At 41.3% G+C, this 23,636-nt stretch carries 23 protein-coding genes; 19 read left to right on the top strand and 4 right to left on the bottom strand.

What is annotated here, in order from left to right:
• Window positions 1-123: 123 nt before the first annotated feature.
• The 12 genes from D0S24_RS19950 (at window position 124) to D0S24_RS19895 (ending at window position 10,166) form a co-directional block, all read left to right on the top strand.
• The gene (locus tag D0S24_RS19950; protein WP_117021598.1) at window positions 124-1,134 is read left to right on the top strand and encodes a 3-oxoacyl-ACP synthase III family protein; all 1,011 of its coding nucleotides are present in this window, start codon (window positions 124-126) and stop codon (window positions 1,132-1,134) included.
• Between the two features lie 732 nt (window positions 1,135-1,866).
• Window positions 1,867-2,484, top strand: coding sequence for a recombination mediator RecR (gene recR / locus D0S24_RS19945; RefSeq protein ID WP_117021597.1), 618 nt, complete (start codon window positions 1,867-1,869; stop codon window positions 2,482-2,484).
• A gap of 98 nt (window positions 2,485-2,582) precedes the next feature.
• On the top strand, window positions 2,583-3,983 hold the full coding sequence (locus tag D0S24_RS19940; RefSeq protein ID WP_117021596.1) for a dihydrolipoamide acetyltransferase family protein: 1,401 nt from the start codon (window positions 2,583-2,585) through the stop codon (window positions 3,981-3,983).
• Between the two features lie 362 nt (window positions 3,984-4,345).
• Window positions 4,346-5,122: a 3'-5' exonuclease gene (locus tag D0S24_RS19935; protein ID WP_117021595.1), complete on the top strand. Its 777-nt coding sequence runs from the start codon at window positions 4,346-4,348 to the stop codon at window positions 5,120-5,122.
• Between the two features lie 117 nt (window positions 5,123-5,239).
• Window positions 5,240-5,851 carry a fumarylacetoacetate hydrolase family protein gene (locus D0S24_RS19930; protein ID WP_117021594.1) on the top strand — a complete coding sequence of 204 codons (612 nt, stop codon included), beginning with the start codon at window positions 5,240-5,242 and terminating at the stop codon, window positions 5,849-5,851.
• Window positions 5,852-6,190: an Hpt domain-containing protein gene (locus D0S24_RS19925; protein ID WP_117021593.1), complete on the top strand. Its 339-nt coding sequence runs from the start codon at window positions 5,852-5,854 to the stop codon at window positions 6,188-6,190. It begins immediately after the preceding gene.
• Entirely contained in the window at window positions 6,190-7,437 is a 1,248-nt protein-coding gene (locus tag D0S24_RS19920) for a competence/damage-inducible protein A (RefSeq protein ID WP_117021592.1), read from the top strand. The genes D0S24_RS19925 and D0S24_RS19920 overlap by 1 nt, the downstream gene beginning before the upstream one ends.
• A 72-nt stretch (window positions 7,438-7,509) precedes the next feature.
• Window positions 7,510-7,746, top strand: coding sequence for a 50S ribosomal protein L28 (gene rpmB, locus D0S24_RS19915; RefSeq protein WP_031444792.1), 237 nt, complete (start codon window positions 7,510-7,512; stop codon window positions 7,744-7,746).
• A 21-nt stretch (window positions 7,747-7,767) separates the two neighbouring features.
• A complete protein-coding gene (gene rpmG / locus D0S24_RS19910; RefSeq protein WP_117021591.1) occupies window positions 7,768-7,950 on the top strand; it encodes a 50S ribosomal protein L33 in 183 nt (60 codons plus the stop codon).
• Window positions 7,951-7,956: 6 nt separating this feature from the next.
• The gene (locus tag D0S24_RS19905; RefSeq protein WP_117021590.1) at window positions 7,957-8,109 is read left to right on the top strand and encodes a DUF4295 domain-containing protein; all 153 of its coding nucleotides are present in this window, start codon (window positions 7,957-7,959) and stop codon (window positions 8,107-8,109) included.
• A 90-nt stretch (window positions 8,110-8,199) separates the two neighbouring features.
• Complete coding sequence (ftsY, locus tag D0S24_RS19900; RefSeq protein ID WP_117021589.1) at window positions 8,200-9,162, top strand: signal recognition particle-docking protein FtsY; 963 nt, start codon at window positions 8,200-8,202, stop codon at window positions 9,160-9,162.
• A complete protein-coding gene (locus D0S24_RS19895) occupies window positions 9,159-10,166 on the top strand; it encodes a carboxylesterase (RefSeq protein ID WP_117021588.1) in 1,008 nt (335 codons plus the stop codon). The genes ftsY and D0S24_RS19895 overlap by 4 nt, the downstream gene beginning before the upstream one ends.
• A 136-nt stretch (window positions 10,167-10,302) precedes the next feature.
• Here the strand turns inward: D0S24_RS19895 and D0S24_RS19890 are convergent, their stop codons facing one another.
• On the bottom strand, window positions 10,303-11,391 hold the full coding sequence (locus tag D0S24_RS19890) for a serine hydrolase (protein ID WP_117021587.1): 1,089 nt from the start codon (window positions 11,389-11,391) through the stop codon (window positions 10,303-10,305).
• 118 nt (window positions 11,392-11,509) lie between these two features.
• Here D0S24_RS19890 and rimO point away from each other — a divergent pair, with 118 nt between their 5' ends.
• Both rimO and D0S24_RS19880 read left to right on the top strand, forming a co-directional pair.
• On the top strand, window positions 11,510-12,817 hold the full coding sequence (gene rimO / locus D0S24_RS19885) for a 30S ribosomal protein S12 methylthiotransferase RimO (RefSeq protein ID WP_117021586.1): 1,308 nt from the start codon (window positions 11,510-11,512) through the stop codon (window positions 12,815-12,817).
• A 167-nt stretch (window positions 12,818-12,984) separates the two neighbouring features.
• Window positions 12,985-13,929 (top strand): sugar phosphate isomerase/epimerase, encoded by a 945-nt coding sequence (locus D0S24_RS19880; RefSeq protein WP_117021585.1) that lies wholly within the window; start codon window positions 12,985-12,987, stop codon window positions 13,927-13,929.
• Here the strand turns inward: D0S24_RS19880 and D0S24_RS19875 are convergent.
• From D0S24_RS19875 to D0S24_RS19865, 3 genes are all read right to left on the bottom strand, one after another.
• A complete protein-coding gene (locus tag D0S24_RS19875) occupies window positions 13,910-14,806 on the bottom strand; it encodes a DMT family transporter (protein WP_117021584.1) in 897 nt (298 codons plus the stop codon). The two genes, D0S24_RS19880 and D0S24_RS19875, sit on opposite strands and share 20 nt — an antisense overlap.
• Before the next feature lie 298 nt (window positions 14,807-15,104).
• Window positions 15,105-16,247 (bottom strand): serine hydrolase, encoded by a 1,143-nt coding sequence (locus D0S24_RS19870; RefSeq protein WP_117021583.1) that lies wholly within the window; start codon window positions 16,245-16,247, stop codon window positions 15,105-15,107.
• A gap of 446 nt (window positions 16,248-16,693) precedes the next feature.
• Window positions 16,694-16,942 (bottom strand): hypothetical protein, encoded by a 249-nt coding sequence (locus D0S24_RS19865; RefSeq protein WP_117021582.1) that lies wholly within the window; start codon window positions 16,940-16,942, stop codon window positions 16,694-16,696.
• 325 nt (window positions 16,943-17,267) lie between these two features.
• On the opposite strand from D0S24_RS19865, the gene D0S24_RS19860 reads away from it, so the two are divergent.
• The 5 genes from D0S24_RS19860 to D0S24_RS19840 all read left to right on the top strand — a co-directional run bounded on the left by D0S24_RS19860 (window position 17,268) and on the right by D0S24_RS19840 (window position 23,631).
• Entirely contained in the window at window positions 17,268-18,161 is an 894-nt protein-coding gene (locus tag D0S24_RS19860) for a peptidyl-prolyl cis-trans isomerase (protein WP_117021581.1), read from the top strand.
• Window positions 18,145-19,596: a peptidylprolyl isomerase gene (locus tag D0S24_RS19855; RefSeq protein ID WP_117021619.1), complete on the top strand. Its 1,452-nt coding sequence runs from the start codon at window positions 18,145-18,147 to the stop codon at window positions 19,594-19,596. The genes D0S24_RS19860 and D0S24_RS19855 overlap by 17 nt, the downstream gene beginning before the upstream one ends.
• A 4-nt stretch (window positions 19,597-19,600) precedes the next feature.
• Window positions 19,601-20,554, top strand: coding sequence for a MoxR family ATPase (locus tag D0S24_RS19850; protein WP_117021580.1), 954 nt, complete (start codon window positions 19,601-19,603; stop codon window positions 20,552-20,554).
• Between the two features lie 171 nt (window positions 20,555-20,725).
• Window positions 20,726-22,993, top strand: a complete 2,268-nt coding sequence (locus D0S24_RS19845) for an aconitate hydratase (protein ID WP_117021579.1) — start codon at window positions 20,726-20,728, stop codon at window positions 22,991-22,993.
• 77 nt (window positions 22,994-23,070) lie between these two features.
• Window positions 23,071-23,631: a TlpA disulfide reductase family protein gene (locus tag D0S24_RS19840; RefSeq protein WP_117021578.1), complete on the top strand. Its 561-nt coding sequence runs from the start codon at window positions 23,071-23,073 to the stop codon at window positions 23,629-23,631.
• Window positions 23,632-23,636: the final 5 nt, after the last annotated feature.

Raw genomic sequence — 23,636 nt, 5'->3', positions numbered from 1 at the left:
ATATCATCCTATACGCATATTTTTATATAAATTGGGCGTAACTAAATTTATTTCCCATATTTTAGACTCTATAATAGAATAAGAAGGAAGCAGTGTCTTCCATAAAACTTAATTTTCCAACTCATGTTCAATTCAAAAATAAGCGGTCTGGGTTACTATGTACCTAAAAATGTGGTTACCAATGATGATTTGTCCAAAATAATGGACACCAATGATGCTTGGATTCAGGAGCGGACCGGTATCAGGGAAAGACGGCATGTGGTAAAAGGGGATGGGGATACCACTACCACCATGGGGGTGAAGGCCGCCAAAATTGCTATTGAGCGCTCCGGATTGGATAAAAACGATATTGACTTTATCATCTTTGCTACCTTAAGTCCCGATTATTATTTTCCCGGTCCAGGAGTCTTGGTGCAACGGGATCTGGATATGAAAACGGTTGGTGCCCTGGATGTGCGCAACCAATGTTCCGGATTTATATATGCCTTGTCCGTAGCAGATCAATATATTAAAACAGGAATGTATAAAAATGTGTTGGTTATCGGATCCGAACTGCATTCCCACGGACTTGACATGACCACCAGGGGTAGGGGGGTTTCAGTGATTTTTGGCGATGGTGCGGGGGCAGCGATACTGAGTAGGGAGGTAGATTCCAAAAAAGGCATACTGTCTACACATTTGCACTCGGAAGGACAACATGCCGAGGAATTGTCGCTTATAGCGCCAGGGATGGGAAAACGATGGGTAACGGATATATTGGAGGACAACGACCCCAATGATGAGTCTTACTTGCCCTATATGAACGGTCCGTTTGTTTTTAAGAATGCCGTGGCCCGATTTAGTGAGGTCATCATAGAAGGGCTAAAAGCCAATGAATTGGAAGCGAAGGACATTGATATGTTAGTGCCCCATCAAGCCAATCTAAGGATATCCCAATACATTCAAAATAAGTTTGGTCTAGGGGATGACCAGGTGTTCAATAATATCATGAAATATGGGAACACTACCGCAGCCTCAATACCCATTGCCCTTACAGAGGCTTGGGAAGAGGGAAAAATTAAGAATGAGGATTTGGTGGTGCTTGCCGCCTTTGGCAGTGGATTTACTTGGGGCAGTGCTATAATTAGGTGGTGAAAAACTAAGGATTATAGGGGCTAAAAAACAAAACCCGGGAGAAGTCTCCCGGGTTTCTTTCATTGATAGACTATACTAAACACTAACCATTAACTATAAATATATAGCGTTATCAATGACCAAAATCATTATATAGATTTTAAGGTACGAATATTCTATTACCTGCTTACAAGGATTAACACACTTTAACTTCAATATAAAAGAGTGTTAATACCAATTTTGGGGTGCCATTCCTTATGTTAATAAGCCATTAAATTCAAATTGTTTTGCGGCCATAGGACTGGGGGAACTATGCCTAGTGTCAATCAACCTGTAACACTAGGGCAAAATAAGGGCTAATTATTATATTTTCAAAATATACCCATAACAACTTTATCCTAATTTTCTGAAAAGCAATTTCCATTGAATGGGATTTAATGACTTAAAAAGCGTTTACTGGAGCACCAAATAGGATGTTTATGTATTGGTTACAATATTTAATTTATTGTAAATCAGGTTATAATGTTCTTCAATTTCATTCAACTTGATGAAGTGTTTTTTTAGATTATAGTTAATCCAACGGCAGTGACTTGGATGAATTTTATTGGTAGTTCATAAAATCAACCTATCGATGAAAAGTTATTTGTATCGGTAAACTGCAAGTAGGATATGGGAAAAGACCCATAAACGAACCAAAGGATAAAACTTGGACAGTCTCTTAATTTAATGGTATAAAATTGTAATTTTGTGAATATGGAATTTTCATCTAAATTATTGGAAAATGCGGTCTATGAGATGTCCCAGTTACCAGGGATTGGCAAACGCACTGCACTGAGGTTGGTCCTCCATCTCTTAAGGCGGCCCAAAGAACAGACTACCGGCTTGGCCAATGCCTTGGTCAATTTAAAGGAGAATATTAAATTATGTAAAAACTGCCATAATATTTCCGATGTAGAGGTTTGTGCCATCTGTTCAAACCCAAGAAGGGATGAAAGCCTTGTCTGTGTAGTCGAGGATATTCGGGATGTGATGGCCATAGAGAATACAGGCCAGTTTTTGGGGTTGTACCATGTTCTTGGGGGTAAAATTTCCCCTATGGAAGGTGTGGGACCTCAGGATTTGTCTATTTACTCTTTGGTGGATAAAGCGAAGCAGGGAAAAATAAAGGAATTAATATTCGCCTTGAGCTCTACCATGGAAGGGGATACTACCAACTTTTATATTTACAGGCAATTAGAGGGGTTGGGCATAAAAACGTCTACCATTGCCAGAGGCATTGCGGTAGGGGATGAGCTGGAGTATGCGGATGAGGTGACTTTGGGAAGAAGCATTCTCAATAGAATTCCGTTTGAGAACTCGTTAAAGGTATAGGGGTTGTCGGTAAAAATAATGAATAAAAGTCAAAAATATGGCTTATTATTTATTAGTTTTGCAATTTGTAAATCAATTCAAGTGTATTAAATAAGGATATGTCAAAATTTGAACTGAAATTGCCTCAAATGGGAGAGAGTGTTGCAGAGGCAACACTTACCTCATGGTTGAAGGAAGTTGGGGATACCATAGAAATGGACGAAGCTGTTTTTGAAATTGCCACGGACAAGGTAGATTCCGAAGTTCCCAGCGAGGTAGATGGCATTTTGGTCGAGAAATTATTTAATATAGACGATGTTGTCAAGGTGGGCCAGACCGTTGCCATTATAGAAATAAACGGAAATAATTTTGAATCCGATCACGATCGGGATAGTGATATGATATCTGTAAAAGAGGATGTCCCCAGTAAAGCGATCGAGGAACTGGAAGTGGCAGTATTGGGTGCCAAGGAAACCGCTGCCGCCCCAATATTGGATTATAGTGGAGCCGATAGGTTTTATTCCCCCTTGGTAAAAAATATTGCGAAACAAGAGGGGATAGCCTTGGCCGAGTTGGACACCTTAAAAGGTACAGGGAGTGAAGGCAGGGTGACCAAGAATGATATTTTGGAATATGTTGCTTCTGGCAGGGCAAAAGGGAGGCAGTCTTTGGAAGAAAAAAAGGTAGGGGAGGTAACTTCTTCGGGTTCGGACGAAAAAAAGGGGCAAATAACCCAATACGAAGCTGTTAAACAAAAGGAAGCCAGGCAGGAAGAGGTTAAACCGACTTTGGAAAAAGAATTGCTGGGGAATGGGGACGAGCATATTCCTTTGACCCGTATGGGCAAACTGATAGTCCAGCATATGAGGGCAAGTGTAGCCACCTCGGCCCACGTGCAAAGTTTTGTTGAAGTGGATGTTACCAACGTGGTACAATGGAGAAATAAGGTCAAGGATAACTTTGAAAAAAGGGAAGGTGAAAAACTTACCTTTACCCCAATCTTTATGGAAGCGGTGGCCATTGCACTGAAAAAGTTCCCCATGATCAATATATCCTTGGACGGAGACACCATAATCAAGAAAAAAAATATAAATATAGGTATGGCCGCGGCCTTGGCCGACGGAAACCTGATTGTACCCGTAATTAAAAATGCGGATCAGTTAAACTTGGTGGGCATGGCCAAGGCGGTCAATGATTTGGCAAGGAGGGCCCGGAACAATGCCTTAAAACCGGATGAGGTAAAGGATGGCACCTTTACCGTAACCAATGTAGGTACTTTTGGCAGTATTTTTGGTACCCCGATCATCAATCAGCCGCAAGTGGGGATATTGGCTTTGGGGGCCATCCGTAAAATGCCTGCAGTAGTCGAAACAAAAGAGGGCGACTTCATCGCCATCAGAAGTAAGATGTATTTGTCCCATAGTTATGATCACCGGGTCGTGAACGGGGCACTGGGAGGGTTGTTCGTCAAATGCGTGGCGGATTATTTGGAGGCATGGGACGTAAATAGGGAGATTTAACGCGATTTGGATTATTAACTGGAATAATCTAAAGATGTTCGGACCTGCCTACCGGCAGTTAGGCCTATTGTTCCATTGTTGTTACTTTGGTTTGGAAAAATTTTAGTAATGGTATTTGGAATCCGTTTTTTTGCTAATTGCTAATTGCTAATTGCTAATTGCTAATTGCTAATTGCTAATTGCTGATTGCTAATTGCTAATTGCTGATTGCTGATTGCTGATTGCTGATTGCCAATTGTTAATTGCTTACCGTCTTTGGAAATATCTCCATTTTATACTGCTGAAAGGATTTTAAACATTTTATAGGTCTATTTCGAGTCAAAACCTTTCTAAAAACTATCTTTGCACAAAGAACCTACAACATGCAATTAAAGCTTACAAGACCAATCTGTTTTTTCGATTTGGAGACCACCGGTACCAATGTGGCCAAGGACAGAATAGTGGAAATAGCTATTTTAAAAGTCTATCCAAATGGCAATAGGGAGAGCAAAACATGGTTGGTGAACCCCGAAATGGAAATCCCCGCCCAGGTAGTCGCAATCCATGGAATCTCTAATGAGAAAGTGGCCAACGAACCTACATTTAAACAACTTTCCAAGGAAATTTATAAAATGATCAAGGATAGTGATTTGGGAGGCTATAATTCGGATCGATTTGATATTCCACTTTTGGCCGAAGAGATGCTCAGGGCCGAAATAGATTTTGACATGAAGAATACAGTTTCTGTGGACGTCCAGACCATTTTTCATAAAATGGAAAAAAGAACCTTGGAGGCAGCCTATAAATTTTACTGTGATAAAAGTCTTGTAGATGCCCATAGTGCCGAGGCGGATACCTTGGCCACCTATGAGGTGCTTTTGTCGCAGTTGGACCGTTATCCTGAATTGGAGAACAATATTAAAAAGCTGTCCGAATTTACTACTAGAAAACAATCGGTTGATTTTGCCGGTTTTATAGTGTTGGATGAAGAGGGGGAGGAGATTTTTTCCTTTGGAAAGCACAAGGGGAAAAAAGTACATGCCGTTCTGGAAAATGAACCAGGTTATTTTGGTTGGATACTGAATGCTGATTTTCCATTGTACACAAAAAAGGTGTTGACCCAAATAAAGTTGAGCAAATTGAACAATAAACTGGGTTAAGGACCTTTAAGAAATAATTACCCAGATGGAAAGCTTTGTTGGTTATACTTCTTAGGGTTATCGGGACGCTAGTTTTAATTTTTGAAAGCCTATACCAGATAGAGCTATATAATAAATATGAAGATTGTTTGCATTGGTCGTAATTATGTGGACCACATTAAAGAATTGAACAACGAGAGGCCTGAGGCTCCTGTTCTGTTCATTAAGCCGGACTCGGCAGTTTTGCCAAAAGAACAGGATTTTTATATTCCTGAGTTTTCCAAGGATATACACTACGAAGTGGAAGTGTTGGTGAAAATAAAAAAAGTGGGCAAACATATAGATTCCCAATTTTCCCACACCTATTATGATGAGATTGGTTTGGGAGTGGATTTTACCGCTAGGGACTTACAGTCACAACTAAAGGAAAAAGGCTTGCCTTGGGAAAAGGCCAAAGGTTTTGATGGATCCGCGCTAATAGGAAAATGGTTGCCAAAATCCAATTTTGAGGATATTAACAATTTGAACTTCCAACTTAAAAAGAACAATGATGTTGTTCAGAAAGGGAATACCGGTTTAATGCTCTGGAAGATAGATGAAATAATTTCCTATGCTTCCAGTTTTTTTACTTTGAAAAAAGGTGACATTATTTTTACAGGCACCCCCGCCGGTGTTGGTAGAATTAGTGCAAATGATTATCTTTCGGGTACTTTGGAGAATGAACAAATGTTCTCATTAAATATAAAATAGATGATTTATAGTCTGGACAAGATAAATGAAATGGCAGATGGTGATGAAGAATTCATTAAATCCGTTGTTGCTGTTTTTTTGGAAGAAGTTCCCCAGGATCTGGAAGAACTGGAGAAAGCATTGGAGGTAAAAAATTATGACAGCGTATATAAATTGGCACATAAAATTAAACCTAATGTAGATTTGTTGGGTATGGAACAAACCCGCGCAATTGCCCTTCAGATAGAAACATTGGGGAAAAGGGAAGAGAATACGGAAGAGATCGTGAGATTGGTGCCATTACTCAAGAAGGACGTAGATCAAGTGGTTTCGGAATTGAAAAATGACTTTAAGATTTAATGTTTGCTGAAATAATAACTATTGGCGATGAGATTCTCATTGGTCAGATTATAGATACAAATTCTGCCTTCATTGCCCAAGAACTTAATAGGATAGGAGTTTCAGTATACCAGATTTCTTCCGTACAGGATGAAAGACTGCATATTCTCGAAGCGCTCAAGGAAGCGGAATCCAGGGCCGATATTATTATAATAACGGGTGGATTGGGGCCTACCAAAGATGATATTACCAAGCATACACTGTGCGCGTATTTCAATGATACTTTGGTGGAAAGCAAGGAAGTATTGGCCCATGTAGAGGCCATCTTTAAGAAACACTTGGGAGTTCCATTGTTGGAAGTTAATAAAAATCAGGCGTTGGTGCCGTCCAAGGCAGATGTACTCCACAATGAATTTGGTACTGCACCTGGAATGTGGATAAAAAAAGCGGGAAAAGTCTTTGTTTCCTTGCCGGGAGTGCCCTTTGAGATGAAGAACCTAATAACATCCAAGGTAATTCCAAGGATCATACAGGAATTTAACAGGCCTTATATTGTTCACAAGACTATCATTACCTATGGTATGGGGGAAAGTTCTTTGGCCGATCGAATATCCTCGGTAGAGGACAACCTGCCCAGTATGGTAAAATTGGCCTATCTGCCAAGCCTTGGTTCCGTAAGGCTTCGACTTACGGCAAAAGGAACAGACAATGGGCAATTAATTGCCATGGTCGATATGGTGGCGAAAAAAATTAAAAATCTTCTGGGCGACATAATCTTGGGTGAGGAAGGGGATGAGCCCATAGAGTCCGTGATTGCCCGGTTATTGACTAAAAAAGGGTTGACCATGGGTACGGCAGAGAGTTGTACCGGTGGTAAAATAGCCCAGCAGATAACAAGTTTACCGGGGGCATCGGCTTATTTTAAGGGGAGTATTGTGAGTTATGCCACCGAGACAAAAATAGAGGTGCTTAAAGTATCCAAGACCACCATTGACCGGTTTTCCGTAGTAAGTGCGGAAGTTGCTGAGGAAATGGCCACTAATTTGCGAAAATTGTTAAAGACCGATTTTGCCATAGCCACTACTGGGAATGCAGGTCCAGCAAAAGGAGACTCGGATGCGGAGGTTGGTACCGTGTTTATAGCGGTTGTTTCCCCCAAAGCCGTTGTGGTGGAGAAATATCATATGGGGAGCCAGCGCGAAAGAATCGTACAAAAGACTGTAAATAAGGCCTTTGAAATGTTGCAAAAAGAAATTTTAAAATTCTGATAAAGAATTTTGTCCGTCCCATAAAATTAATTTAAATTTGCACCCTGTTTATAACAAAATAAAAGTAGAGAGATGTCAAAAGTTTGTGATGTTACTGGAAAGAGAGCCATGTTTGGGAACAATGTGTCCTTCTCGATTAATAAAACCAGAAGAAGATTTGATGTAAATCTTTCTAAAAAGCGTTTCTATATTCCGGAAGAAGATCGTTGGGTGACCTTAAAGGTTTCCGCCAAGGCATTAAAAAGCATTAATAAAAAGGGAATTTCCGTTGTTTTAAAGGAAGCAAAGGAAAAAGGGTTGATTAAATAATCCTGAAATACTAAGACAATAATGGCAAAGAAAGGTAACAGAATTCAGGTTATTTTGGAATGTACAGAGCATAAGGAATCTGGCATGGCCGGTACTTCAAGGTACATAACCACCAAGAACAAAAAAAACACTCCGGATAGGATGGAGATTAAGAAATTCAATCCTATTTTAAAGAGAATGACAGTTCATAAAGAAATTAAATAATACGTCATGGCAAAGAAAACGGTAGCGAGTTTACAAACAAGTTCAAAAAGATTGACCAAGGCCATTAAAATGGTTAAGTCACCTAAGACCGGTGCTTACACTTTTATGGAGTCCGTTATGAGTCCTGAAATGGTAAGTGACTGGTTGAAAAAAAATTAATAACCTAAATTAATTGGTTTTAAAGCTACTTTCTGATGAAAGTAGCTTTTTTATTTTTATATCTTTGATGAAAAGGAACAGGCCAAACATATGAGCTTATTTAAAAAAATATTTTCAACACAAAAAAAGGAATCCTTGGACAAGGGTCTGGAAAAGACCAAGACTAATTTTTTATCCAAACTTAGTAAGGTGGTCGTAGGGAAATCCAAGGTAGATGATGATGTTTTGGATAATTTGGAGGAGGTTTTGGTCTCTTCCGATGTAGGCGTAAATACCACTTTAAAAATAATAGGGCGTATAGAAGCACGTGTTTCCAAGGATAAATACTTGGGGGTAGACGAGCTAAATGTTATATTAAGGGAGGAGATAGCAGGATTGTTATCCGAAACCAATTCTGGGGTTGAAACGGAGTTCACGGTGCCTTCCATTAGAAAACCTTATGTTATTATGGTGGTCGGAGTAAACGGTGTAGGTAAAACAACTACAATTGGTAAGTTGGCATACCAATTTAAAAAGCAGGGTTTAAAGGTAGTTCTAGGAGCCGCCGATACCTTTAGGGCGGCTGCCATAGACCAACTTCAGGTATGGGCAGATCGAGTAGATGTTCCTATCATTAAACAAAATATGGGGAGTGATCCCGCTTCAGTGGCCTTTGATACCCTTAGTTCTGCCCTTAAGCAGAATGCGGACGTAGTAATTATAGATACTGCAGGCCGACTCCACAATAAGGTTAATTTGATGAATGAATTGACAAAAGTGAAGCGCGTCATGCAGAAGGTAGTGGAAGGCACTCCGGATGAAGTACTATTGGTATTGGACGGTTCTACGGGCCAGAATGCCTTTGAGCAGGCAAAACAGTTTACCAAGGCTACGGAAGTAACCTCCTTGGCAGTCACCAAATTGGACGGTACCGCCAAGGGTGGTGTGGTTATCGGTATTTCGGATCAATTTCAGATTCCTGTAAAGTATATTGGAGTAGGGGAAGGAATGGATGATTTGCAGGTATTTAATAAAATCGAATTTGTGGATTCATTTTTCAGTAAAAAAGAATGAGGTTCATCCGACGATTACTTAAGGCTGTATTCCTTTTACTGCTCTTATTGACGGGAGTCTATTTCCTTGGTCCCAAGGTAGATAAACCCCTTTTAACGATGAACCTTCCTGCGGTGGAAAGCAATTTGGCAGCACTTCAAAAGAGGATAAACGAACGGGAAAGTTTAAATACCAAAATTAAGGCCAATAACGAGTCGCAAATTATTTGGTACGATTCCATCCCCAGTAAAACCGAATACGCCATACTTTATCTTCACGGTTGGTCTGCCAGTCGCGAAGAAGGTGCTCCCCTTCACATGGAATTGGGGCAAAGGTATGGTGCCAATGTATACCTTCCCCGCTTGGAAGGCCATGGTATCCAGGAAGAACAGGCTATGCTTCACTTAACGGCAACGGACTATTTCGAATCCGCAAAGGAGGCCTTGGCGATTGCCAAACAGATAGGAAAAAAAGTTATTGTAATGGGGACTTCCACAGGAGGCACCCTAGCACTTTATTTGACTCAAGAGGACAAGGATATTGCCGCCCTTCTTTTGTATTCCCCCAATGTAAAAATCTTCGACCCCACTGCAGTATTGTTGTCGGGACCATGGGGTTTGGAGATAGCCAAAACTGTTATGGATAGTGATTTTTATGAATCTGAAGCCGATTCTTTAAAACGGAGCTATTGGACAACAAGATATAGGGTAGAGGCCTTGACGCAATTACAGGCTTTGTTGGATGTAACAATGAAACCGGAGGTCTTTCAGCGCATCCATCAACCCATCTTTATGGGATATTACTATAAGAACGAAGAAGAACAGGATAAGGTGGTTTCGGTACCCGCCCTGTTGGAAATGTACGATGAACTGGGGGTTGGGAACCACTTAAAACGTAAGGTTGCTTTTCCGGAGGTAGGTAACCATGTAATGACCTCCTATATTACTTCAAAGGATTTGGAATCTGTAAGGAAGGAAACCATAGGGTTTTTGGAAGAGATAGTGCAGCTTCAACCCGTAAATTAAGGCCTGTTAACACTACTAGAAAAGATAGATTCTTATACACTTTGGTTGTCCACAGTGGGTGGTGAAATCCGGCTTTTTTTTTGCCTACAGCCTACAGCCTATCGGCAAAGGCAGGTATGTAATTTCGTGGCATAGTTTAGTCGATCACCTCATTTATTTTTTCCCACAAATCGTTGTCAAAGCTAGTTGGTCCCAATTCATCTTCATTGGCGGAATCGCCCATACGTATAATTACCAATCTTTTACTGGGTACTATGTATAGTTTTTGGTCAAAGGCACCCAGTCCGGCTATTAGGTCGTCCGGAGCATTGGGAATTAGCTTTCCGGGAAAAAGTTCTTCGGAACCGGGGATTCTATAACTACTTTTTCCATTCAGCCACCAGAGATAGCCATAGGACTTGTTCAGTTCTTGGGAAGTGGTGGTCATTTCCGTAAAATAGCCGGGGTCGTCCAGAATAAGGGTATCTTCCCATCTTCCCTTGTTGAGGTTTAATAGTCCAAATCGGGCCATGCTTCGGGCATTGCTAAAGTAAAGATTAAGATATCCTGTCTTTATCCAGGATCCCTGCATCCCAATTTTATCGCGCACCTTTTCATTAAAGTATTCCTTATAATCTTGGCCAACAGCACCACTTATAATATTATCCAGCAGGGTATAGGCCGCATTGTGGTAATACCAAAAGCTGTTGGGGGCATCCTTGTAAATCAAACACTCCACATCCGTACAAAAACTGTTATCACCCGTAAAATCCAGACCTGAAGTCATGGTAAGATGGTTTTTTACGGTTATCTGGGCTTCCTGCTCCGGACTTAGGGAGGACCATCCCGTTCCCATATAGTCTGAGGAAGAATTGTCCAAGGCTAGAAATCCTTCCTTTTGGGCAATTCCCACAGTAAAGGCGGTCAAGGTTTTGGCTGCGGAGTTCCAAGTGTGATTTTTGGTAGCGTTAAAGCTTCCAAAATATTTTTCCATAACAATTTTTCCATCCTTCAATAGGATAAAGGCTTCCGTTTTATTGGTTTCCAGGAAGTTGTAAAGTGGTTGTTCCGCACTTGAATCCCATTCCAGCTCTTCAAGGGACACCGTTTCCCATTCATCGGAATTTATTGGGGGAAAATATAGGCCTTCCTCTGGGGGAATAGGTATTTGGCCATCATTATCATTGGAGCATCCCATTAGGCAGTAGACAACCAACAAACTTGAAATAAAAAAGGGGGTTTTCATTAGGCTTTATTTACTAGATATCAATAGGTTATAAAGGTTTAACGTTAAAAGAATAAAAAAAGATATAATGGTACTACAATCTTTTTTCAAATTGTACTTTTGCACTTTATTTAAACATATGCGTACTAAGTCACTTAAGAAGAATAGGATCAATGTAGTAACCTTGGGCTGTTCCAAGAATGTATACGATTCCGAGGTATTGATGGGTCAATTGAGGGCCAATAACAAGGAAGTCGTGCATGAGGAGGAAGGGAATGTGGTGGTGATAAACACCTGCGGCTTTATTGCCAATGCCAAGGAGGAGAGTGTCAATACCATTTTGGAGTACGTTCAAAAAAAGGAGGCAGGGGAAGTGGACAAGGTATTTGTTACAGGCTGCTTAAGCGAGCGCTACAAACCGGATCTGCAAAAGGAGATCCCCAATGTGGACGAGTATTTCGGAACCAGTGAACTGCCTAATTTATTAAAGGCCCTGGGGGCCGATTATAAGCACGAACTTATAGGGGAGCGGTTAACGACCACCCCTAAAAATTATGCCTATCTTAAAATTGCAGAGGGCTGCGATCGGCCTTGTTCTTTCTGTGCCATCCCCATCATGCGGGGCAAACACAGGAGTACCCCTATAGAGGATCTGGTTACTGAAGCCAATAAATTGGCGGCCAAAGGGGTCAAGGAATTGATTCTTATTGCACAGGATCTAACTTATTACGGATTGGACCTTTATAAGAAAAGGAATTTGGCGGAATTGCTCAAGGAGTTGGTGAAGGTGGAAGGTATTGAATGGATCAGATTACATTATGCTTTCCCCACCGGATTTCCTATGGATGTCCTGGAAGTAATGAAACGTGAAACTAAGGTTTGTAATTACCTGGATATCCCATTGCAGCACATTTCGGATGCCATATTAAAGAGTATGCGAAGGGGTACTACACAGGTCAAAACAACAAAATTGTTGCAGGACTTTAGGGCCGCCGTGCCTGGAATGACAATAAGGACCACCTTGATCGTTGGCTATCCGGGGGAAACGGAGGAAGATTTTCAAACCTTGAAAAGTTGGGTGGAAGAAATGCGTTTTGAACGATTGGGCTGTTTTACATATAGCCACGAAGAAAATACCCACGCCTATAATTTGGAAGATGATGTTCCGGAGGAAGTGAAACAGCAAAGGGCTTCGGAGATTATGGAGCTTCAGTCCCAGATTTCATGGGAGTTGAACCAAGAAAAAGTGGGTAAAACCTTGCGTTGTATCATAGACCGTAAGGAAGGTAAATATTTTGTGGGCCGCTCCGAGTTCGATTCTCCCGATGTGGATAACGAAGTCTTGGTAGATGCGGCAAAGCACTATCTGAAAGTAGGGGAATTTGTTGATCTTCATATTTTTGAAGCTGCGGATTTTGACCTTTACGGGGAGCCGATCCAAGGCTGATCCGTTATTTTTGGTTTAATTTTCAGGGTTCCGGGGAATAGGTTAAATAATCTTTGGTCTTTTGGGTAAGCTATTTGTTATATTTCAAAACTACAACCTTAGGTTCTTGCCCCAAAGTAGGATATAAGTCGCTTTTTTTATATTTTAGTCGAATAACAGACATAAATATGAATCGCAGATCCTTTATTGCAGGAGCAGCCACCGCTGGTGTTGCAACTATCTCATTGGCCAATACATTGCCGATGGAAATTCCTAAAAAAGTAAAAAGATATCAAAACGGACAAAGTCCATGGCCTATCTGTTTGGATACGGCGACCATAAGACCTGCAAAGGGCTTGGAAAAGAAGGTGGAAATTGCCATTGCTGCTGGCTATGATGCGATAGAGCCTTGGGACAGCGATTTGGCAGAGTACGAGAAAAGCGGGGGAGATCTTAAGAAATTAGGTGTTAAAATAAAGGAAGCCGGATTATTTGTGCCCAGTATGATAGGTTTATGGGGCTGCATTCCCAAAAATGAGGAAGAATTTCAAAAATCTTTGCCCGAAACCAAAAATAGAATGAGAATGGCCTCGGAAATAGGTTGTACCTATGTACAGGCCATACCCAATCAGGTTGGGGAGAATTATGATGTGGCTTTTGTAGCCTCTTGTTACAGAAGATTATTGGAAATTGGTATTTCAGAGTATAATGTAATCCCGGCACTGGTATTTGTGAAGATGTTTCCACTGAAGACCATGGGGCAGGCAACTGCTGTAGCCTTGGACGCCAATCACCCTGAAGCCAAGATTATACCGGATGTATATCATATGTATATTTCAGAGGGCGGTTTTGAAGGGTTGAAACTTTTAAATGGCAATATCTTTGCTATTTTTCAGTTTAACGATGCACCCAAAGGAATGGAACTAGCAGATATGGAGGACAAACATAGGGTCTATCCCGGAGACGGAATCCTGCCGCTGCCACAGATTTTAAAAGACCTTAAGACCACAGGCTTCAATGGGTGCATATCTTTGGAACTGTACAACCCGGAATACCATAGTATGGATTTGTTGGAGGTGGCCAAAACCGGATTGCAAAAGACCTTAAAGGTAATTAAAGAGGCGGGAGTTTAGCCTTGGGTTTAAATGGTTCAACAAGTGGCTTGTCGTAAAAGGTAAGTCGGATCCCAAAGAGTAGGATAATGCCTCCCAGAATCATTTGTAGGGTAATTATTTCATCTAGTAATGCCCATGCCAAAATGGTGGCCAAAATGGCCTGTGCCAATAGGCTCAAAGAGACTCTTGTGGCCCGCATATGTTGGGTGGCATAGCTGATGGACAGCCAGGCCAATAATTGACATACCGATCCTTGGATAAAAAGTACAAACCATCCCGTATTAGAGAAACCATTAAAGGGTTCTCCCAGTGCAAACGATAGGATTCCCAAAAAGAGGGTAGAAGAAATTAGGCTTAGGGCCATAAAATTGACTATGGTCATCTTGGCAAGTACGTTTTTACTGATTAGGATGTAGATGGCATAGAACACTCCGGAAAGCAATCCAAAACTAAAGCCGATATCAAAAGTAAGTCTGGCAAAAAATTTAAATCCAACCAAGGTAATCATTCCCAAGAGGGCAATTAGGGTACCTATCCAAAAGTTAACCGAGGGTTTGGGCCTTAGAAATAAAAATGTTCCGATCCCAACCCAGACCGGGGACAGGTTCGTCAAGAACGATGCCTGCGTTGCCGTGGATTCCTGTATGGCTATGTTCCATACGGCCACATCGGACCCAAAGCATACTCCGGACAGCAGGGTAAGTATCAAAGTGCTTCGTTCCGGAATTTTTAAGGATTTGGTGCATAGTATGTAGGGCAGAATGATGCCCAAGGCTATGGCCATTCGATAGAATGCGGAAATAAGGCCGGGAGTGTAATTGAGTTTCACCAATATTGGAAAAATGGAAATACAGATTATCCCAATAATAAGGGCGATACGTGGTTTTGTTATCATTTTTTAAATCACTTCATGGACAAAAATAGGAAATTACTAAATTGAGCCCTGTCCTTATGGTGATTTTATGGCTTTCATCTTGGTGCCCAATATTTATTACCCACTTAAAGGTTAAAACCCCGCCCTCTGTCGTTCGGACGGGCCTGCCTTTGCCGGCCAGCTTCCGATGGTTAACGGAATATGTTTCTATAGATTTTGATAGTCCAAAGTAAAATCTGTTTTTTGCTTACTGCTTACTGCTTACTGCTTACTGCTTACTGCTTACTGCTTACTGCTTACGGCCCACGGCCGGTCATTATTATTGTTTTTTAGCAATTTCCAGGTCGTAGATCTCCCTTCCCAATTGTGCCAGGAATGGAAGTCCAATATTTTCGTACTCGTAGTTGTTGTCGTTGAAGACCCCGTTCCTATTGACCAAAAGGGTGGCAGTAAGCATAAACTCCACCTTGTTTTTATGGTCCGTTATATAGGCACAATCCGTAATGGTGCCATAGGCATTTCCTACTTTATTGTATATTTTAAGATATTCAGGAATGGTATCCCGTGTATCCCCGAACATGAAAAACTTACAATAGCCGTCGTAATACTCCCTTGTATCATAGCCTATATTTTTGGGCAGTTCGTACATGGCCTTAAGGAGAAAGTGATGTTGTTCCGGGCTAAGATTGAATTGTTGGTTTTTCGGAAACTGTTCCGGGAAAATTATTCTTTTTAATACCTCGTTCTGGGTGCTAAGGGGATAATAATTTTTTAGACTAAAGTCAAAGGGTTCGTTAATAAGAGTGTTTTCTTCGTAATGGGCCGTTCCTTTTTTTATCCTGTTCAGGGCCAAGGGTACTGCGGGTTTATTTATACTTGGTTTTGACCAGCTTATTGTGGAATCGTTCAAGTAGATGATAAGCGGCCTTGTGGTTACCTCATAAGCATTTTCTGTTGAAAGGCGATGGGATATCCGTACAGGGGCTATGCCCTTGTCCGTTAGGCGTTGGTTTATTCGGTCTTGCCCCAAAAATTCAAAAAGTCGATTATTGGCCCCATTGTCACTTACCGCAAAAATCTTTGAAATTTCATTTGCGAAGGTCGTTTCCAGGGAGTCACCTTCCACATAGAATTGGGCATACAGGTCCAGGGAATCCGTTTCGTTCAGTTTTTCCAGGCTAAGTATAGCCGTAAGTATTTTGACCGTGCTTGCAGGGTAGAAGTAGTTACTGTCGTTTACCTGGAAATCGTAGTCCGTAAAAATTATGCTGTCCCTGTACCTATCGATCCGGGTGTACCTTACCTGTAGCTCATATTGGTCCAGACTATCCATAACAGTCCGTATTTTTGGATTGCTAGAGGCCAGGGCCTTTTTTAAAAGATCAGGGTCCTCGGTGCGGGCGGCGCATGAAACAAGTAGGGTGCTTATTGTAAGGATAAAAAGAAATAATCTTCTGCCCATTTGTTTTTATCTAGTTAACGTGAGTTCGACATAAAAATATTTTCATTACATTGATTTAAAGCATTTTAAAAAAAATGATACGGGCGGGCGCTCGACCAGACAGATGTTGTATAAATAGCTGATTTTAAACAAAATATACATTCATCTCACGTTAGTTAATGGTTAAATCCCCAGTCTTTGCCGTCAGGCCAGCCCACGATAATTTTCTATAAACTTTGATAGTTCAAAGTGAAATCTATTTTTGAAACCTTGAACCTTGAACTTTCTCCCTGCCAACTGCTACAGCCAACTGTCCACCCTTTCAAAAACCCCTGCCTTTGTCGGCAGGCCTGCTCGCGACAATTTTCTATAAACTTTGATAGTCCAAAGTGAAATATGTTTTTTTGCCCACAGCCTACAGCTTAAATATAATCCATTCTGCTCCAAAACCTTAGATTTGATATGATCTAGTCTTTTGTGATGTAGACTTCACCGCGATGTGGTTTTAAGGCATTCCTAACGGCGATCATCTCGGCTTCGCTAACAACCACATATGCAATGGAATGCATGTTACTTAGGTCCTTATGTCCTGTAATGTTCAAGGTCAAATTATGGGCCAACACATATTCTTCAAGATGTATTTTATGGTGTATCGCTGTATTTTGGGCCGATTCGCCCCTAAAATCCCAAATAAGTTTTATTTGTCTGTCCGCCATAGTATAGAACTTATTTAAACTTTTCCCAATTGGCTAAAACCCGCCTGACCAAGGTCGGGCAGGAATCGCTCTTTTTCGCCCACTTTTCACCTTTCATGCCTGCCGGCAGGAAGGTTTTTGTTCCGTAGCTCTGCTATGCAACTCAAAAAGGGCTTCAACTGGTCAAAAAATTGCTGATTTTCGCTTCAATCAGAAAAGTTTAAATGATTTCATAAAATTAATAATAATAGCCATAACAAATGCAGGAAACCTTCCAATAAATGTTCGGGATTTATATTGGGAAATGAGGCCTTGCATAATGCAGCTTAATTGCTAAATTTGCGGAATGGATTTTTGTAAAATACAGCTGGGAAAAGTCCCATTATTTTTAGGAGGCATAGTATTGCTATGCATTTTTGTATCTTGTGATTCCCTTTTTAAAAAACAGGAAAATAAAATTCCTGTGGCCAGGGTAGGGGAAACGTACCTGTACAAGGAGGATTTAAAAAAGTTGTTATTGGCCAATATGTCCAAGGAGGACAGTACCTCTTTGGTCAATAATTATATTAATAATTGGGCGTATAGGCAACTGTTGCTCTCCAAGTCCAAGATAAACCTTCCGGAAGAAAAGCTGGAGTATTTTGAGCAATTGGTCTCCAATTACAGAACGGATCTATACACAGGGGCCTATAAGGAGGCCTTGGTACTGAAATCCCATGATACGGCCATAACCCGTACCCAGCTTACCGAGTTCTACGAGCGTGAAAAGGAAAATTTTAAGTTAAAGGAAAGGATAGTACAGTTGAGGTTTGTGGAATTGCCGGTACAATATTTGGACAAGGATATCATTGCCAAGAAATTAAAGGATTTTAAGGAGGCGGATAAGCGCTATTTGGATTCTATAAGTGTGCAATTTAGGAAGGTAAATTTCAACGATTCCATTTGGGTAAGTGTCTTTCGTGTTATGGAAGAAATTGCACCATTAACCGTTGAAAATCAGGACAGGTACTTAAAAAAATCACAATTTTTTGAATTACAGGACTCTTTAGGGGTATATTTGGCCAAGGTAAACAATATCTTGGAAATCAATGATATTGCCCCCCTTACTTATGTAGAACCTACCATTAAGCAACTGCTTTTAAATAGAAGGAAGTTGGATTATATGAAAAAACTGGAAGTGGAGGTAATGGATGAAGCTATTAAAAAAAAAGAATTTGAAATTTATGAACAAGGTAATTAAAACAGGTTTTTCCCTTTACATTTTATTCTTGACAGGGATGTTGGGCGCACAGGAATCGGAAAATCTTCCGGACACCCAGGTAGAACCCCAAGAGGTTATGGTAGAGGAATCGATGGTTTCCAAGAACGATTCCGTCAACAATTTTAAAAAGATAAAATTGGACGGTATAGCCGCTGTGGTGGGCGACTATGTGATTTTGGAATCGGATATAGAAAAAACCTTGATAGATCTTAAAAGTCAAGGGGCTTCCACTGCCGATGTTACAAGATGCAGCCTTTTGGGCAAATTGATGGAAGATCGTTTGTACGCGCACCAGGCAGTTCAGGATAGTATTTTGGTCTCTGATGATGAGGTAAATGCCCAGGGGGATCGACAACTGCAACAATTGGTGTCCCAGATCGGCTCCATGGAAAAGGTATTGAATTATTATAAAAAGGATGATGAGGTCAGTTTTCGTGAGGATCTTTACAAGATAAACAAACTTAGAATGCTGTCCGAAAAAATGCAGAACAAAATTATTTCGGAAATAGAGATTACGCCGGAAGAGGTTAGGCAGTTCTTTAACAAGATTCCAGTAGATGAAAGACCCATATTTGGAGCAGAGCTGGAGATTGCGCAGATAGTTAAGGAGCCCAAGGCGTCCGATGAGGAAAAGCAAAAGGTGATAGACAAATTAAATGGTATAAGGGCCGATATTCTGGAGAACGATGCCAGTTTTAGCGTGAAGGCCATTTTGTATTCACAAGATCCCGGATCCAAATCCAAGGGCGGATTTTACAGTATGACCCGTGAGACCCCATTTGTTAAGGAATTTAAGGATGTGGCTTTTAGTCTTAGGGAAGGGGAGATTTCAGAGCCGTTCGAAACCGAGTATGGTTATCACATCATATTTGTTGAAAAAATTAGAGGTCAAGAACTCGATCTAAGACACATTCTTATAAGTCCCGAGATATCCCAAAATGAATTGGATAATGCAAGAAAGGAATTGGACAGCATTAGACAGGGCGTTATGGACGGTAAATTTACCTTTGCGGCCGCAGCTTTAAATTTTTCGGACGAGAAGGAAACCAAATTTGACGGAGGCTTGTTAAGAAATCCACAAGACTATAGCTCCCGATTTGAACTTACCAAAATGGAACCATCGCTCTATAACCAGGTGAGGGACATCAAGGACAATGAAATCTCCATGCCCATACTGGAAAACGACCCCAGAGGTGGTGGCCCCAAGTACAAAATTATGAAAATCACCAATCGTTATGATGAACATGTTGCGGATTTTGCCAAGGATTATATAAAGATCCAGGAATTGGCCCTAAGGGAAAAGCAGTATAATGCCATTAAAAAATGGATGGACGAGCACATCGAGGATACCTATGTGAGTGTTAATGCTGGAAACAAGGACTGTGATTTTGCAAATAATTGGGTAAAGGAATAAATACATGTCGGACGTAGCTGCAATTAAGGCTCTAGTTGAAAAAAATAAGGTTCTTAAAAAGGAAATAGCTAAAATTATTATCGGGCAGGAGGAAGTGGTAGATCAAATACTACTTTCCATTTATACCGGCGGACACTCCCTTCTTATAGGAGTTCCGGGTTTGGCCAAGACCCTTATGGTAAATACGATAGCCTCGGCCCTTGGCCTGGGCTTTAAAAGAATTCAATTTACCCCAGACCTGATGCCCAGTGATATCCTGGGCAGTGAGGTCTTGGACCAAAATAGAAACTTCAAATTTATAAAAGGGCCTATATTTTCCAATATAATCCTGGCAGACGAAATTAACCGTACCCCTCCCAAAACCCAGGCGGCCCTATTGGAAGCCATGCAGGAAAGAGCGGTGACCATAGCGGGGCAACAATACAAACTGGAGCTGCCCTATTATGTTTTGGCAACCCAGAACCCGATAGAGCAGGAAGGGACTTACCCCTTGCCCGAAGCGCAGTTGGATCGTTTTATGTTTGCCATAGAGTTAAAGTATCCATCTATAGCCGAGGAAATTAAGGTAGTAAAGGAAACCACATCCGATATTAGATATGAAATTGTTCCCTTGTTTACACCCGGGGAAATAATGGACATTCAGCATTTGGTGCGTAGAATTCCGGTTCCGGACAATGTGGTGGAATATGCCGTGAAATTGGTAAACAGTACAAGACCCTATCAGGATGGTGCTACGGAATTTGTAAAGCAGTTTGTAGATTGGGGGGCAGGACCTAGGGCTTCCCAGAATTTAATATTGGGAGCAAAGGCCCATGCCGCCGTGAACGGTAAATTTTCTCCGGATATCGAAGATGTGAAAGCGGTATCCTTGGGCATCCTGAGACATCGGATCATTAAAAATTATAAGGCGGAGGCAGAAGGAATTTCCGAAGAGGATATTATTCGAAAGCTTTTGTGACAGGGCGAAATAGGGGGGTTCAAAAAATAGAAATTTATTGCATTTACATTCCCATAATAGCCATCTTTTTTACAATTACATAAAATTGGCGTATTCTTAGTTTAAAAGTTTTATAAACGTAAGGGATTTTCTTAATTTTGAGGATTAACTTAAACTAAAATTTAATAGATAATGGCATTCGATATTGATATGATTAAGAAGGTGTATGCCAACATGTCCGAACGTGTTGATAAGGCACGTGAAATTGTTGGAAAACCCTTGACCCTTTCAGAGAAGATTTTGTATTCCCACTTATGGGACGGCACACCCAACAAGGCCTTTAATAGAGGCAAGGACTATGTTGATTTTGCACCTGATCGTATCGCTTGTCAAGATGCTACTGCGCAAATGGCTCTGTTGCAATTTATGCAGGCAGGAAAACCCAAGGTGGCCGTACCAACTACGGTTCACTGTGATCACTTGATACAGGCAAAAAGTGGGGCTGTGGCAGATTTGAAAGTGGCCAATACGTCCAGTGCCGAAGTGTTTAATTTTTTAGAATCCGTTTCCAATAAATACGGAATTGGTTTTTGGAAGCCCGGTGCCGGTATTATCCACCAGGTAGTTCTTGAAAACTATGCCTTTCCTGGAGGAATGATGATAGGGACCGACTCGCATACGGTCAATGCCGGTGGACTGGGAATGGTCGCCATCGGTGTTGGTGGTGCGGATGCTGTGGATGTTATGGCCGGAATGGCCTGGGAACTTAAGTTTCCAAAATTGATCGGAGTTAAACTAACCGGTAATATTTCTGGTTGGACATCTGCCAAGGATGTAATTCTAAAGGTAGCCGGGATACTAACGGTAAAAGGGGGTACTGGAGCCATAATAGAATATTTTGGCGAAGGGGCTAAAAACCTTTCCTGTACCGGTAAGGGCACCATATGTAACATGGGTGCCGAAGTAGGGGCTACCACTTCCACCTTCGGTTATGATGCCTCTATGGAAAGATATTTAAGGGCTACGGATAGGAATGATGTGGCGGATGCAGCCAACGCGGTCAAGGATTATTTAACGGCAGATCCTGAAGTATATGCCAATCCCGAAAAATATTTTGATGAAATTATAGAAATAGATCTGGATACGCTTAAACCGCATCTTAACGGTCCATTTACTCCTGATCTAGCTACTCCCGTAGGGCAGTTGGGAGAAAAGGCCAAAGCCAATGGATGGCCTCTGAAAGTAGATTGGGGACTAATAGGGTCCTGTACCAATTCTTCTTATGAGGACTTGACCAGAGCCGCCTCTATTGCCAAACAGGCCGTTGATAAAAAGATTAAACCAAAATCCGATTTTGGTATCAACCCAGGGTCCGAGCAAATCAGATTTACAGCGGAACGTGATGGGTTGTTGCAAATATTCGAGAATTTGGGGGCAACGGTCTTTACCAATGCCTGTGGTCCCTGTATAGGTCAATGGGACCGTAGCGATCTAAAAGGTGAAGAAAAGAATACCATAGTGCACTCCTTTAACCGAAACTTTTCCAAGAGAGCTGATGGAAATCCAAATACCCATGCCTTTGTAGGTTCCCCGGAAATGGTAGCGGCCATAGCAATTTCAGGTAGATTGGATTTTGACCCAATGAACGATACCCTGATCAATGAGGACGGACAGGAGGTTAAATTGGACGAGCCGCTGGGAATTGAATTGCCTCCGAAAGGATTTGAAGTGGAAGATGCTGGTTATTTGGCACCGGTGGAAGATGGTTCCAAGGTGCAGGTAAAAGTAGATCCCAAATCGGAACGTTTACAATTGTTGGATCCCTTTGTTCCTATAAAGGCAGAAAGCCTTCAAGGGGCCAAATTATTGATCAAGGCCTTTGGAAAATGTACTACCGACCATATTTCCATGGCAGGTCCTTGGTTGCGTTTTAGGGGGCATTTGGATAATATTGCCAATAATACCCTGATCGGAGCGGTAAATGCCTTCAATAAAAAGACAAATTTCGTAAAGAATCAGCTTACGGGAGAATATGGCGGTGTTCCGGATGCACAAAGAGCATACAAGGCCGCCGGTATTAAAACGGTAGTTGTGGGAGATCATAACTACGGAGAAGGGTCGTCCCGTGAACACGCAGCAATGCAGCCAAGGCACTTGGGCGTGGCAGTGGTAATTGTGAAGTCGTTTGCACGTATCCACGAAACCAACCTTAAGAAACAAGGGATGTTGGGGCTGACCTTTGCCAATGAAAACGATTATGATCTGATCCAAGAAGATGATACCTTAAACTTTATAGATATAAAGGATTTTGCACCGGATAAGCAGATTACCTTGGAGTTGGTACATAAAGATGGTACGAAGGAAACCATTAAATTGAACCATACCTATAACCAACCGCAGATCGAATGGTTTAATGAAGGCTCTGCCCTTAACGTGATAAAAAGGGAGAATGCGGCTTAATTTTATGCTGTAAATACTTTATAAAAACTCCTGATATTCATCAGGAGTTTTTTAGTTTTGACAAAAGGATAAATTAAATGAAAATTCGTAAAAAGACTGCTCTGAATATTGCCTTGATGGCTTTGATTCTATCCTTTTTTGTAACGCCCTTGGGTGATTACAGCAAGGTGTTGTTAAATAAATGGTTCTCCTTTTCGCCTGAAGTAACCAAAGAAATAGATAGAGGCCAGATTAAGAATTACGATTGGAAGCTAAAAGACGCCAATTGGAATTTTTTTAATTTTAAGAAGTCCAAGGGCCGTGTCGTCTTTATCAATTTTTGGAGGTCCTGGAATATTCCAAGTGAGGCAGAAGTGGAAAGTATCCAAAAATTATATGACGCCTATAAGGGCAAGGTCGATTTTTATATCATAACCAATGAGGAAAGGGAACCAGTAGAGAAATTTATGGCAGATCATGGTTTTACCTTTCCGGTTACCTATTCCATTGTAGGCGATCCCATGCCCGTGGATGGTTCCAAACCGCCCCGATCCTATTTGTTGGATAAGGAGGGAAGGATAGTGATCAGTAAGGAAGGGGTTGCGGATTGGGACAATGACAAGGTAAAGGCCATTTTGGACGATCTTATCGCTAAATAAATACG

The organism is Arenibacter sp. P308M17, assembly GCF_003426735.1.
Classification (GTDB): Bacteria; Bacteroidota; Bacteroidia; order Flavobacteriales; family Flavobacteriaceae; genus Arenibacter.
The sequence above is the reverse complement of the archived record's forward strand: the minus strand, read 5'-3'. Positions and strand labels throughout refer to the sequence as shown.